Genomic DNA, 12,808 nt, shown 5'->3' on the forward strand with positions numbered 1-12,808 from the left:
CGGAAATGGTTTCATCCGGGCTGCACGACAGGGAACGTCGTTTGGCCGGTGGCTTGCAGCCGCCGTGTTTTTTGTGCATCCGCCCAATTCCCGGGCTATCAGGGGGACGAGGTGTTTTCGGCCGACGACAAGAGTAAGCCACCTCCACGCGGCAACGGCGAACCATCGCCGGGCCAGCGCGGAGCCGCCCCCCAGGGCGAACGCAACATCGGCGATGCCCTGCGCAGGGTATATCAGGATGCCGCCAGTGAGGACGTGCCGGACGATCTGCTCGACCTGCTTCGCAAGCTCGATTAACCGTCGCGCGCGATGGACGATGATACACTGAAGCGCGGGGGACCGCTGGCCGCCGTTGCGCGAATGCCGACCGGCGCCAAGGTGTTTCTGATTCTCAGCGGCGCGTTGCTCCCGCTTGCGCTGATTGCATTTCTGGCATCGCTGCAGACGACACGCATCGCCGATCAGGAGGTCCGCGCGCGGCTGCGGGTCGCGATTGGCGAGGCCGCGCGCTCATTGCGTGGCGAATTGGCCTGGGAGCTGCGCGAAGTCCGCGCGGCTTTGCCCGGCACGCCCGGCGAGGCACCCAATTGCGGCCGACTGGCCGGTCTGTTCGAGCCGCAGGCAGCACAGGGCGTGCGCTACGCCGTGCTTGACCCTTCGCGGCGGCTGGTATGCGGCCAGCCGATCCCGTCGGTTGCACCCGCCGCCAGTGACGCGCCGCCCGCTCCGCTCCAGCTCATCCCCGGAAGCGGCGCACAGATCGAGGTAACCGCGCCGACGGGCTATACCGCGCGGGCCTTCTTTCCGACCCGCTTCATTGCCGACGCTGCGCAACCTACCGGCCTGACGGACGATATCGCCCTCACATTGTTCTCCGGGGATCGCAGCCTGATTCTGCGCACACGCGAAGATGCCAACGCGCTCGACCGCACCGAAACGCAGCGCGTCGATCTCGCGATCGAGGATCTGAGCCTCGAAATGACCGTGCCCGGGGCGCCGGTCACCTCCTCGGCGGTGGTTGCGGCGCTGTCGCCGTTCCTGATGTGGTTTCTCGCGGCGACGATCGCCTGGTTCGTAGTCGACCGGCTGCTGATCCATCCGCTGCGCCGGCTGCGCGCCACGGTCAGCGCCTATCAGCCGGGCGAAGTGATCGATCCGGTGCGCGGCAGCCAGATTCCGGCACAGGAAATCCGCGCGCTTGGCGACACGTTCCGTGAGCTGAGCCAGATGGTGGAAGCGCATGAGCGCGACCTCGCCGAAGGCCTGTCACGCCAGACCAAACTGACCCGTGAGGTGCATCACCGGGTCAAAAACAACCTCCAGGTGATCGCCAGCCTGATCAATTTCCATGCCCGGGTCACGGTCGATCCCGGCGCGCTTGAGGCTTATGCGTCGATCCAGCGCCGCGTGGATGCGCTCGCGGTGGTGCATCGCCACCATTATGCCGGCTTCGAAGATACGCGCGGGATCGAGCTGCGCGCCGTGATCGGTGAACTGTCCTCCAACATCCGCGCGACCGCGCCGGAAGGCAGCGGCGTCGGCATCATGCTGAATGTCGAGCCACTGCTGGTGTCGCAGGACACCGCCGTCGCCGTCGCGTTTCTGCTCACCGAAATCGTCGAGCTGGCGATGCAGGTCTCTCCGGCGGCGCAGGTCCATATCTCGACCCAGACCACCGGCGACGCCGCGACCGCGACCCTGTTGCGGATCAGCTCGCCCGCGCTGGCCGACTCGCCCGCCTTCGCCACGCTGCACGACAAACGCTATGGCCGCGTCATCGGCGGGCTGGTCCGCCAGTTGCGCAGCCAGCTGCATCATGAGCCGCTGACCGGTGCGTTCGAGCTTCAGGTATCGATCACCGGCCGCCTGTGATTGGCGCAGATTGCTGCGGCCCGAAAAAAAGTGACATCGCCGGGAACCGGCCCGATCGCATCGCGTTCTGCTCTTCGGATAGTGACTTTTTGCCCCCCCGCTCTCGCTATCCACGACACAGGCCCGGAAGCGTCAACCCCCTCCCCCCCCGGTGACGCTTTCGGGCCTTATTCGTCTTCACGACGAACGCGATCCCCCTGAAAACACCTGCGGAACGAAGTCGCACACGGCGCATTTCCACCTCGCATGATTGCGAATTGGAGACACATGATGCGCAAGATTTTGACGATGGCGATGATCGCCAGCGGGCTCGCTTTGTCCGCCTGCAACACGATCGAGGGAGTCGGCCGCGACGTCGAGTCGGCGGGCGAGACGGTGGCGCGGACTGCGGAAGACGCCAAATAGGCGCTGAACTATTCCCCGGCGGCGGCTTCGGCCGCCGCTTCCTTTTCTCGCCGACGCCGGGTGAACCAGATCGCGACGAGCGACAGGAAGTACAGGCCGCACAATGGCCCGGCGAGCAGCAGCTGCGACCCGACATCCGGCGGCGTCAGCACGGCCGCCACCGCAAAAGCCGCAACAACGGCATAACGCCACGCGCCCTTCAGCTGCTCATACGTGACGATCCCCGCGCGCTCGAGCAGCATCAGCAGCACCGGCAGCAGGAACGAGATGCCGAACGCGAACACGAACTGCATCACGAAGTCGAGATAATTGCCGACCGCCGGCAATGCCTCCTGCGTCACCCCGCCGCCAAGATCGCCCTCAAGCCCGAGCAGGAAGCTCAGCGCGACCGGTATCGCGAAATAATAAGCGAGCGCTGCGCCCGACACGAACAGCACCGGCGTCGCCAGCAGGAACGGCAGCAGCGCGCGCTTTTCCTTGCGATACAGCCCCGGCGCGACAAACTGCCACAGCTGGTTGGCGATGATCGGAAAGGACAGCATCAGCGCGCCGAAAAAGCCGACCTTGATCTGGACCAGAAAGGCTTCGAAAATCTGGGTGAACACCAGCCGGTCCTGCCCCGCCGCCGCCAGCGGGTGAACCAGAAAGCCGAAGATCGGCTTGGCGAAATAGAAACACACGCCAAAGGTGACGAGCAGCGCCACGACACAATAGATCAGCCGCCGGCGCAGCTCGATCAGATGGTCCATCAGCGGTGCTTCGCTATCGGCCAGTTCGTCGGTCACGCGGCAGGCTTCCCGTCGGAGGGCAGGTCCGGCGCGGCTGTCGGGGCCGGGTCGGGCCGGATCTGCGGGGCCGGCGTCATCGCCGGGCCGGGATCGCTTTCCGGCGCGTCATCGCCCGCCACTGCAGCGCGTGCGCCCTCGGGATTGGGGTCGAACACCGGCGCCGGCAACGCCTTTTCGGGCGGATACTCGCGCATGATCCGCGCATTTTCCTCCGCCCACTTCTTTTCCATCTCGGCGAGCTCGGCTTCCCGCACCATCGTATCGAGACCGCTGCGGAACTGGCCCGCCACGCGACGCGCCTTGCCGACCCACTGGCCGACAAAGCGCATTGCCTTTGGCAAATCCTTGGGCCCGATCACCAGCAGGGCAACGATGCCGACCACCAGGAATTCGGGTGCGTTGAAATCGAGCATCGATCAGCCGGTCCGCAACGCCGCAGCCTCAGGCCGCGGCAAGGTCATCAACGCTCGTCGTGGGCCGGGCGCGCTTCGGTCTGCGCCTGCGGCTGGGGGTCGTTGACGCGCTTCGCCTCGATCTCCGCCGGCTTCTTGCCCGGCTCGTCGTCCTCGGCCATGCCCTTCTTGAACTGCTTGATGCCCTTGGCGACGTCACCCATCATGTTCGAGAAGCGGCTGCCGCCGAACAGAAGGATTACGAGAACACCGACGATCAGCCAGTGCATCAGACTCATGCTACCCATCGGAACTCTCCGTTGATTCCCCGGCTATCTAGTCGTCTTCGGTGACAGATTCTACCGGCTCTTCGCCGGAAAGCGCCGCCTCGAACGCAAGATCGACCGGATCGAGCAGCCCCGCCGCCCTCAGGTCGTCGATTCCCGGCAGGTCGCGGCGGCTCGCCAGCCCGAAATGGGTGAGGAATTCCGGCGTCGTCGCATACATCAGCGGTCGTCCCGGCACCTCGCGCCGTCCCGCCGGGCGAATCCACCCCGCCTCCATCAGCACGTCGAGCGTGCCCTTGCTGATCTGCACCCCGCGAATCGCCTCGATCTCGGCGCGCGTCACCGGCTCGTGATAGGCGATGATCGCCAGCGTCTCGATCCCCGCGCGGCTGAGCTTGCGACTGTCCTCGCGGTCGCGGCGCAGGAAATTGGCGAGGTCGGGCGCAGTCTGGAAATGCCAGCGTCCGCCGCGCTCGACCAGTTCAATCCCGCGCCCGGCATAATGTTCGGTCAGCGCCAAGAGCGCCGCCACGATGTCCGCCTCCTCCCCGACATAGGCGCGCAGGTCGCCCAGCGTCAGCGGCGCCTCGGCCGCGAACAGCACCGCCTCGACCGCGCGCATCGTCTCGTCCGGCGGCGTCACGTCTCGATCCCCCGCAGATACAGCGGCGCGAATGCCGATTTCTGACGGATCTCCACCCGTCCCTGCTTGGCCAGCTCCAGCGCCGCGACGAACGAACTCGCCAGCGCCGACTTGCGGTACGAACCGCTGGCATCCTCGGGCAGGAAGCTCTCGATCGTGGTCCAGTCGATCCGCTGCCCGATCAGCTCGGACACGCGCCGGATCGCGTCCTCCAGCGTCATCACCGGGCGCACCGCAACGATGTGCATCACCGGTCGCGTGCGCGCGCTGATCTGGCCATAGGCGGCGATCAGGTCATAGATTTCGGCCTGCCAGCGCGACTTGCGCACGGTCTTCAGCCCTTCCGGCGCGCCGCGCGTGAACACGTCGCGCCCCAGCCGGTCGCGCGCCACCAGCCGCGCGCCCGCCTCGCGCATCGCGCTCAGCCGCTCCAGCCGCAGCTGCAGCCGCAACGCCATCTCTTCCGGGCTCGGTTCGATCTCCGGGTCGCGCGGCAGCAGCAGCGCCGATTTGAGATAGGCCAGCCACGCCGCCATCACCAGATAGTCGGCGGCCAGTTCCAGCTTCAGCTCGCGCGCCTCGTTCACATAGCTGAGATACTGGTCGACCAGCTTCAGGATCGACAGCTGCCGCAGATCGACCTTCTGGCTCCGCGCCAGCGCCAGCAACAGGTCGAGCGGCCCTTCCCAGCCGTCGATGTCGATGGTGAGGGGGGCAGGGTCGGTCATCCCCAAGATCCTCCCCGGAACGGGGAGGGGGACCATGCGCAGCATGGTGGAGGGGGCCCGAGGCAAGGGATTCCGGTGCCTCGGGGCCCCTCCACCGCCGCTTCGCGGCGGCCCCCCTCCCCGTTCCGGGGAGGATTTGAGTTAGACCACCCCAAGCAACGCCTCCCGCTTGGCGATCAGATCGTCGATCGCGCCCGGCTCGGGGCGCACGCTCGCCATCGCCCGCTCCAGCCGCGCCAGCGTCACCGGCGGCGCATCGCTCAGGCGCCCGACAATCTCTTCCATCTCGCCCATCCGCGCCCAGCAATCGAGCACGACATCGCACCCCGCCGCGATCGCCTGTGCGGCCTTCTCGCCCGCCGTGCCGGTCAACGCTTTCATGTCGATATCGTCGGTCATCAGCAGCCCGTCGAACCCGATCCGACCGCGGATCACGTCGCGGATCACCGTCGACGACAGCGTCGCGGGGTGCTCGGCATCCCATGCCTTGAACACGACGTGGCAGGTCATCGCCATCGGCGCGTCCCTGAGCGTGCGGAACGGTTCGATATCGCGCTCCAGCGCCGCATCGTCCGCATCGACCACCGGCAACTCATAATGGCTGTCGACCACGCCGCGCCCATGGCCCGGCATATGCTTGACCACGCCGACCACCCCGCCCCTGGCCATCCCGTCGAGCATCGCACGGCCCAGCGCCGCGACGCGCATCGGGTCGCTGCCGAACGTCCGCCCGCCCACCGCCGGGGTCGTCTCCGGCATGCGCACGTCGAGCAAGGGCGCGCAGTTCACATTGACCCCGACTTCGGCCAGCATCAGCGCCAGCGCCTGCCCGTTCGCCCGCGCCGCCTCGATCGCCGAAGACGGCGCCACCTCGTACAGCGCATCGAATGCGGGTCCGGCAGGGAAGGCCGGCCATTCCGGCGGCTGCATCCGCGCGACGCGCCCGCCCTCCTGATCGATCAGGATCGGCACGTCGTCGCGACCGGACAGGGTGCGCAAGCTGTCGGTCAGCGCGCGCATCTGCGCGCGATCGACGCAGTTGCGCCCGAACAGGATGTAGCCAAGCGGGTCGGCATCGCGAAAGAACGCGGCTTCGTCGGCGGTAAGGACAGGGCCGGACAGGCCGAAAATGACGGGCTTCATGGCGCGGTTAGAACAGGCGCGAGACCAAGATTCCAGAGGCGGACCCAAAAAATCCTCCCCGGCACGGGGAGGTGGCAGCGCGTAGCGCTGACGGAGGGGGCCCGAGGCACCGGATTCCGATGCCTCGGGCCCCCTTTCACCATCCTGCGGATGGTTCCCCTCCCCGTTCCGGGGAGGGTTTCGGGGCTCATCCCCCCGCCAGGAAGCACGCCTCGCCCGCGGCCTTCAGCCGGCCACACAGCTCGCGCGCCTGCCCGTTGCTGCCGGCGTTCACGCGCAGCCGGTAAAAGGTCTTGCCGTCCACCTCGGCCTTGGCGATCCCCTTGCCCAGCGGCGCCAGATAATCGAACCGGCGCGACAGCCGCGCCCACGCCGTATTCGCCTCGGCTTCGGTCGGGAACGAGCCGAGCTGGATCGTCGCGCTTCCGGCCGAGGGTCCGGGGGCCTTTTGCGTCGCTGTCGTGGCCGCCGCGGGCAGCGTGCCGCTCGGGACCGGCGCGACCACGCGGCTCGCCCCCTTCACCGGCGTCGCGCTGGCCTTGGGCGCTGCCTTGCCATCGACCGGGGTTTCGGGGACGGCCGACAGGTCGACCGACCCGTTGGTGGTTGCCCCTTCGCTCGCGGCAAAGACGGCGTCGCCTTCGCCCTCGACCTTCATGCCGCCCGGTTCGTCCGGCTTGATCTTGTAATCGCCCTCGGGGGCAGCGATCAGCGCGCCGGTCCCCGCGCCCGAACTGGTCCGCTGGTACCACCACCAGCCCAGCCCGGCGGCGGCAATCACCGCCAGGACGATCAGCACCAGCAGGATGATGCGCAGGACCGACGGCCCTTCGCGATAATCGTCCTCGACCGTCTCCAGCCACGGCAGCCGGTCGTCCTGATACTCCTCGCCTGCATTCATTCAGTTCAGCTCCTGAACCGCCTCGACCCCCATGATTGCGAGGCCGTTACGAATAACCTGCCCGATTGCATCGGCCAGGAAAAGCCGCGCGCGGGTCAGCGCGGGCTGATCGGGCAACAGGAAGCGCCGTGACGGATCATCGTTGCCGAGATTCCACAGCGAATGCAGCTCCGCTGCCAAGTCATAGAGATAAAACGCAATTCGATGCGGTTCGCGCGCTGCCGCCGCGCCCTCGACCATGCGCGGATACTGTGCGGCGAGCTTCACCAGCGCCAGTTCGCGTGTATCAAGCAGGGACAGGTCGGCAGGCTCCGATACGTCCAGCCCGCTCTCGACCGCCTTGCGATGCAGCGACGCGACCCGCGCATGGGCATATTGGACATAGAATACCGGGTTGTCCTTCGACGCTTCCACCACCTTGGCGAAGTCGAAATCCATCTGCGCATCGGCCTTGCGGGTCAGCATGGTGAAGCGGACCACGTCCTTGCCCACTTCCTGAACCACATCCGCCAGCGTGACGAAATTGCCCGAGCGCTTGGACATCTTCACCGGTTCGCCCGCGCGCAGCAGGCGCACCATCTGCACCAGCTTGACGTCGAACCGCGTCTTGCCGCCGGTCAGCGCGGCGACGGCGGCGGTGATCCGCTTGACCGTGCCGGCATGGTCCGCACCCCAGATGTCGATCAGCTGGTCGGCCGACTGCGCCTTCTGGAAATGATAGGCCATGTCGGCGCCGAAATAGGTCCACGCGCCGTTCGACTTCTTGATCGGCCGGTCCTGATCGTCGCCGAATTTGGTCGAGCGGAACAGCGGCAGCTCGACCGGCTCCCAATCCTCGGGCGTTTCGCCCTTGGGCGCTTCGAGCACGCCGTCATAAACCAGGTCGTTGGCGCGCAGCCACGCCTCGGCCTCTTCGGGCTTGCCCGCCGCCTGCAACTCCGCCTCGGACGAAAACAGATCGTGATGGATGCCCAGCAGCGCGAGGTCGTTGCGGATCATCACCAGCATGTCGGCCACCGCTTCCTTGCGGAACAGCGCCAGCCATGCGCTCTCGTCCTTGCCAATGAACGCGTCGCCATGCTCACGCGCCAGCCGCTCGCCAACGGGCTTCAAATAGTCGCCCGGGTACAGGCCTTCGGGGATCTCGATCGTCTCGCCCAGCGCCTCGCGATAGCGCAGGTGCGCCGAGCGCGCGAGGACATCGACCTGCCCGCCCGCATCGTTGACATAATATTCGCGGATCACCTTGTGCCCGACCGCTTCGAGCAAGCTGGCGAGCGCATCGCCCACCACCGCGCCGCGGCAATGACCCATATGCATCGGCCCGGTCGGGTTGGCGGAGACATATTCGATGTTCACCGTCACGCCCGCGCCGCCCTGCGACCGGCCATAGGCGTCGCCAGCGTCCGCAATCGCGCTCAGCTCGCCGCGCCATGTCGCGTCCGTCAGGCTCATATTGATGAAGCCCGGCCCGGCAACCGACACGCCCGACACTTCGTCCAGCTTCGCCAGCTCCGCCGCAATCTTCTCGGCCAGCGCGCGCGGATTGGTGCCCGCAGGCTTGGCCAGCACCATCGCTGCATTGGTGGCCAGGTCGCCATGCGTCACGTCACGCGGCGGCTCCACCGTCACCGCGCGTCGCTCCAGCCCCGCCGGCAGATCGCCGGATGCGACCAGGGCATCCAGCGCGGCGTCGAGATGGGCGGCGAAACGGGTATAGAGCGTCATGTGCGGGTCCAATGGTTTTCCGAAGCCGGGCGCTCTAGCGCACCCGGGGGCATTCGTCACGCGGTGACGCGGCGGCGGCGCGCGGCCAGCAGTCCGTCGGCGGCATAGATTGCAAGGCCAGTCCAGATCAGCGCGAAACAGATCAGGTGCGCGGTCGTCACCCGCTCCCCGAAATAGCTGATCGCCAGCACGAACTGCATCGTCGGGGCGAGATATTGCAGCAGCCCCAGCGTCGAATAGGGCAGCCGCCGCGCCGCGCCGGCGAACAGCAGCAACGGCACCGCCGTCACCACGCCCGACAGCACCAGCAACGTCGTCGCCACCGGCTCGTTGCCGAACTCCAGTCCGCCATGCGTCGACAGCCAGTAAAGATAGGCAAGCCCGAACGGCGCGAGGATCGCGGTCTCCAGCGTCAACCCCTCCAGCGCCCCGACCGGGGCAACCTTGCGCACCAACCCGTAGAATCCGAACGAAAAGGCCAGCGTCAGGCTGATCCAGATGCCCTGCCCGGCACCGATCGCCAGCACCGCAACACCGATGGCCGCCAGCGCAACCGCCACCAGCTGCGCCCGCCCGAGCTTTTCGCGCAGCAGCACGACGCCCAGTAGCACGTTGACCAGCGGGTTGAGGAAATAGCCCAGGCTCCCCTCCAGCACATGCTGGTTCTGCACCGCCCAGATATAGACCAGCCAGTTCACCGAGATCAGCGCCGCACTGGCGCTCAGCAACAGCATCGCCCGCCGGCTGCGCAGCGCCGTCACGATCGCGGCTGTCCGTCTCAGCGCCAGAATCACGATCGCCAGCAGCCCGAGCGACCACAATACGCGCCCGGCAACCACCTCGCCCGCACCGACCCCTTTCAGGAACCAGAAGAACAGCGGCAACACGCCCCAGATGCCATAGGCACCCAGCCCCTGGATCAGCCCGGCGCGGTCAAGGCGCTCGGGCGCTGGGGGCGGATCGGACCGGGCCATGTGCGCTGAGATAGGCGCTCTGCTGCATCGCCGAAAGCCAAGCATCTGAAAGATTTCGTTTCGCGCGGGGCGCGCACGCTTCACGCGCCGGGCGGCTCGTCGCGATCGCGGTTCAGCAGGCGCGCCCAGTCGATGCTGACCAGCGCGACCAGCAGCGCCAGCATCGCCACTTGCAGCGCAATGCCCCACGGGCTCGTCAGATTGGCGAACATCACCTCGCCCAGGTCGCTCTCGCGCACCTTGCGCGCGGTCCAGCCATAAAAGGCATAGGTGAACAGCCGCCCGGTGAAGAACGCGGCAGTGAAGCCGAGCAGCGGTACCCGCGCCAACCCGACCGCCATGAACAATTGCGCCGAGGGCAGCGGCGAAATCACGAACAGCGCGAGCAGGATCAGCACATTGTGCCGCCGCCGCTCGACCGCGACCCGCGCCGCCGCGATGTTGCGCTGCATCCGCTGCGGCAACCAGCTCCCGAAATGGCGCGCGCCGAGCGCCAGCACCAGCCGCCCCAGCGCCGCTCCCATCGCTCCGATCAGCACCAGCGCCCAGAGCGGCTGGTCGCCATTGATCCCGTACAGCACGATGATCGACCAGGTCGGCGGCCCGAAGGCCGGCAGCAAATTGACCCCGAACGCCAGCAGGAACAGCGAGACATAGTCCATGTCTCACGGCGTGGTGCGAAACAAACGCAGACGCAAGCCGCTTGACCGATGTAACATTATATCATTAAGGTTGCGCGATGACTGTCAAAGCCCCCGCCATTCACGATCCCGCCCACTGGGATTCGGTTTCCGCCAACTATGCCGCCGAAGCGGATCGCATGACCGGTCGCTATGCGCAGGCCGCCTGGGAACTGGCCGCACTGCCCCGCGACGCGCGCGTGCTCGACGTCGCCACCGGCGCAGGCGCGCTGCTGCTGGCCGCGCTGCGCGACGGTGCGGACGCGGTCGGGATCGACTTCTCGCCCGGCATGGTCGCCATCGCCCAGGCCCGCGCTGCGGAGATCAGCTCCGGTGAGCGGGCGCTGGTGATGGACGGGCAGCGGCTCGACTTCCCGCCCGACAGCTTCGACGCCGCCTTTTCGATCTTCGGTGTGTTCATGTTCCCCGACCCAGCCGCGGGCTTCGCCGAAATGGCGCGCGTGCTGCGTCCGGGCGGCCTCGCTGTCGTCGCGGTGTGGGAGAATCCCGGCGGCGCCGGCCCCGCCCAGCTTTTCGCCCAGACGGCCCAGCGCCTCTTCCCCGACCAGCCGGTGCCGCTGCCGGTGTCGCGCCTGTTCAACAGTCCCGCGCTGCTCGACGCTGCCTTCGCAGAGGCTGGACTACGGCCGACCACAGTCCATCGCGTCAGCTACGCATGGCCTGCCCCGCCGATCGACTGGTTCCGCGAACATGCCAAGCTCGCTTATGGCTGGTCGCCCGTATGGCAGCTGCTCGACGATGCGCAGCGCACCGTCTTCGCCGAAGCAGCCGCCGCCCTCGCCGCGGACCTACCGCCGGAAGGCATCACCTCGACCGCGCTGATCGGCATGGCACGCAAGCCGGAATAGCCTGAAACACTGCCGCTAAGCGTCACCCCCGCGAAAGCGGGGCCCCATCTCCGACAGGATCAGCACACTGCACGGGTGCGGCAAATGGCCAGTCCGGGAGATGGGCCCCCGCTTTCGCGGGGGTGACGGTCGGACGTTAAACCCGCACCAACCCGTCCAGCATCCGCGCGCTCTTCTGTCCCGGGAACAGCGCCGGCATCGCGCGCGCCGGGTCGACCCCGAAATGCGCGGCCACCGCGCTGCCGATCACCGCGTCGAGCCCCGCCGTCGGCCGCAGATCGCGTCCTTCGTACAAGGCGGCGTCGCTCAGGCCCGGCCAGTCGGCAACGACACGCCCGCCCTGCACCGCGCCGCCCAGCAGCCACGCGACCGATCCAGTGCCATGGTCGGTGCCCTGGGTGCCATTGACCTTCACCGTCCGCCCGAATTCGGTTGCGACCAGCACCAGCGTTTTCGACCAATGCGGGCCAAGTCCGGTCTTCAGCGCCGCGATCATCTGGTCGATGCCGTTGAGCTGCGCGCCCAGCCGTCCGCGCTGCCCGGCATGGGTATCCCAGCCACCGGTCTCGATCATCGCGATCCGCGCGCCATTGTCCGCCGCGAGCAATCGCGCGGCCAATGCGCCCGTGGCGGCGGCATTGCGCCCGTTGTTCGCCGCGAGGTCGCCGGTCAGCGTCCGCGTCGCCGTCGCCTGTTCCCAGATCGCGTGCAGCTGCGGATCCGGGGCATAGAGCATCGCCACGCGGGTCAGCAGGTCGTCCGACGCATCGGGCAGGACCGACGGCGCATAGGACGCCACCTCCACCGTGCCGCGCAGCGCCATCGGGATCGTCGCGGCCACCGCAATGCCCTTGCGCGCATCATCCGGCAGCACGCCGAGCAGGCGGTTCATCCACCCGTCCTTGAGCTGATACGCCGCCGCGCCACCGGTCTCGAGCACATTCTGCGCATCGAAATGCGACCGGTCGCGATAGGGCGAGGCGACCGCATGGACGAACAGCGCCTCTTTCGCGGCATACATCTGCGCGACCTGCCTGAGGTTGGGATGCAGCGCGAACATCGCATCCAGCTTCGCCGCGTCGGCAAAATCCTCTGCCAGCACCCCGCGCTGCGCGGCAAAGGCAGGGTCGCCAACCGGCGCCAGCGTGCCGAGCCCGTCGGCGGCGCCGCGCTGGATGATGAACACGAACCGGCGGTCGCTCGCTGCTTGCGCAAAGGCAAGGCGCGGGGCAACGCCGAGCGACAGCGCGCCGGCGGCGCCGGTCAGGACAAGCTTGCGGCGAGTGATCATGGCGTGACTCCGGCGAAAAACTGAAGGCGAACGGCACCTACCAAATCCTCCCCCGCCAGGGGGAGGTGGCGCCGAAGGCGACGGAGGGGGAGGACGGCGGTGCCCTG

Annotated in this window: 15 protein-coding genes; 4 read left to right on the forward strand and 11 right to left on the reverse strand. The window is 67.5% G+C overall.

Annotated features, from left to right (window positions below):
* Nucleotides 1-111 precede the first annotated feature (111 nt).
* From J2Y54_RS04695 to J2Y54_RS04705, 3 genes are all read left to right on the forward strand, one after another.
* The gene (locus J2Y54_RS04695) at nucleotides 112-297 is read left to right on the forward strand and encodes a NepR family anti-sigma factor (RefSeq protein WP_310037356.1); all 186 of its coding nucleotides are present in this window, start codon (nucleotides 112-114) and stop codon (nucleotides 295-297) included.
* 12 nt (nucleotides 298-309) lie between these two features.
* Nucleotides 310-1,872: a histidine kinase dimerization/phosphoacceptor domain -containing protein gene (locus J2Y54_RS04700; RefSeq protein WP_310037358.1), complete on the forward strand. Its 1,563-nt coding sequence runs from the start codon at nucleotides 310-312 to the stop codon at nucleotides 1,870-1,872.
* A 270-nt stretch (nucleotides 1,873-2,142) separates the two neighbouring features.
* Nucleotides 2,143-2,277: an entericidin A/B family lipoprotein gene (locus J2Y54_RS04705; protein WP_310037359.1), complete on the forward strand. Its 135-nt coding sequence runs from the start codon at nucleotides 2,143-2,145 to the stop codon at nucleotides 2,275-2,277.
* Between the two features lie 8 nt (nucleotides 2,278-2,285).
* Here J2Y54_RS04705 and tatC read toward each other — a convergent pair whose 3' ends face one another.
* From tatC to J2Y54_RS04755, 10 genes are all read right to left on the reverse strand, one after another.
* Nucleotides 2,286-3,026 (reverse strand): twin-arginine translocase subunit TatC, encoded by a 741-nt coding sequence (gene tatC / locus J2Y54_RS04710; protein WP_310038462.1) that lies wholly within the window; start codon nucleotides 3,024-3,026, stop codon nucleotides 2,286-2,288.
* A gap of 32 nt (nucleotides 3,027-3,058) precedes the next feature.
* On the reverse strand, nucleotides 3,059-3,478 hold the full coding sequence (gene tatB / locus J2Y54_RS04715) for a Sec-independent protein translocase protein TatB (RefSeq protein WP_310037361.1): 420 nt from the start codon (nucleotides 3,476-3,478) through the stop codon (nucleotides 3,059-3,061).
* Between the two features lie 47 nt (nucleotides 3,479-3,525).
* Entirely contained in the window at nucleotides 3,526-3,765 is a 240-nt protein-coding gene (locus tag J2Y54_RS04720) for a twin-arginine translocase TatA/TatE family subunit (protein WP_310037362.1), read from the reverse strand.
* A gap of 28 nt (nucleotides 3,766-3,793) precedes the next feature.
* Nucleotides 3,794-4,366, reverse strand: coding sequence for an SMC-Scp complex subunit ScpB (gene scpB, locus J2Y54_RS04725; protein WP_310038463.1), 573 nt, complete (start codon nucleotides 4,364-4,366; stop codon nucleotides 3,794-3,796).
* A 17-nt stretch (nucleotides 4,367-4,383) separates the two neighbouring features.
* Entirely contained in the window at nucleotides 4,384-5,115 is a 732-nt protein-coding gene (locus J2Y54_RS04730) for a ScpA family protein (protein WP_310037363.1), read from the reverse strand.
* Nucleotides 5,116-5,256: 141 nt separating this feature from the next.
* A complete protein-coding gene (gene nagZ / locus J2Y54_RS04735; RefSeq protein WP_310037365.1) occupies nucleotides 5,257-6,258 on the reverse strand; it encodes a beta-N-acetylhexosaminidase in 1,002 nt (333 codons plus the stop codon).
* A gap of 187 nt (nucleotides 6,259-6,445) precedes the next feature.
* On the reverse strand, nucleotides 6,446-7,159 hold the full coding sequence (locus J2Y54_RS04740; protein WP_310037366.1) for an SPOR domain-containing protein: 714 nt from the start codon (nucleotides 7,157-7,159) through the stop codon (nucleotides 6,446-6,448).
* Entirely contained in the window at nucleotides 7,160-8,887 is a 1,728-nt protein-coding gene (gene argS / locus J2Y54_RS04745; RefSeq protein WP_310037367.1) for an arginine--tRNA ligase, read from the reverse strand.
* Nucleotides 8,888-8,943: 56 nt separating this feature from the next.
* Nucleotides 8,944-9,861: an EamA family transporter RarD gene (gene rarD / locus J2Y54_RS04750; protein WP_310037369.1), complete on the reverse strand. Its 918-nt coding sequence runs from the start codon at nucleotides 9,859-9,861 to the stop codon at nucleotides 8,944-8,946.
* An 80-nt stretch (nucleotides 9,862-9,941) separates the two neighbouring features.
* Nucleotides 9,942-10,523 carry a VTT domain-containing protein gene (locus J2Y54_RS04755; RefSeq protein ID WP_310037371.1) on the reverse strand — a complete coding sequence of 194 codons (582 nt, stop codon included), beginning with the start codon at nucleotides 10,521-10,523 and terminating at the stop codon, nucleotides 9,942-9,944.
* A 77-nt stretch (nucleotides 10,524-10,600) separates the two neighbouring features.
* On the opposite strand from J2Y54_RS04755, the gene J2Y54_RS04760 reads away from it, so the two are divergent.
* Nucleotides 10,601-11,410: a class I SAM-dependent methyltransferase gene (locus tag J2Y54_RS04760; protein WP_310037373.1), complete on the forward strand. Its 810-nt coding sequence runs from the start codon at nucleotides 10,601-10,603 to the stop codon at nucleotides 11,408-11,410.
* 136 nt (nucleotides 11,411-11,546) lie between these two features.
* Here the strand turns inward: J2Y54_RS04760 and J2Y54_RS04765 are convergent, their stop codons facing one another.
* Nucleotides 11,547-12,701 carry a DUF1501 domain-containing protein gene (locus J2Y54_RS04765; RefSeq protein ID WP_310037375.1) on the reverse strand — a complete coding sequence of 385 codons (1,155 nt, stop codon included), beginning with the start codon at nucleotides 12,699-12,701 and terminating at the stop codon, nucleotides 11,547-11,549.
* Between the last annotated feature and the right edge of the window lie 107 nt (nucleotides 12,702-12,808).

This window comes from Sphingomonas sp. BE123 (assembly GCF_031456015.1).
Lineage (GTDB): Bacteria > Pseudomonadota > Alphaproteobacteria > Sphingomonadales > Sphingomonadaceae > Sphingomonas.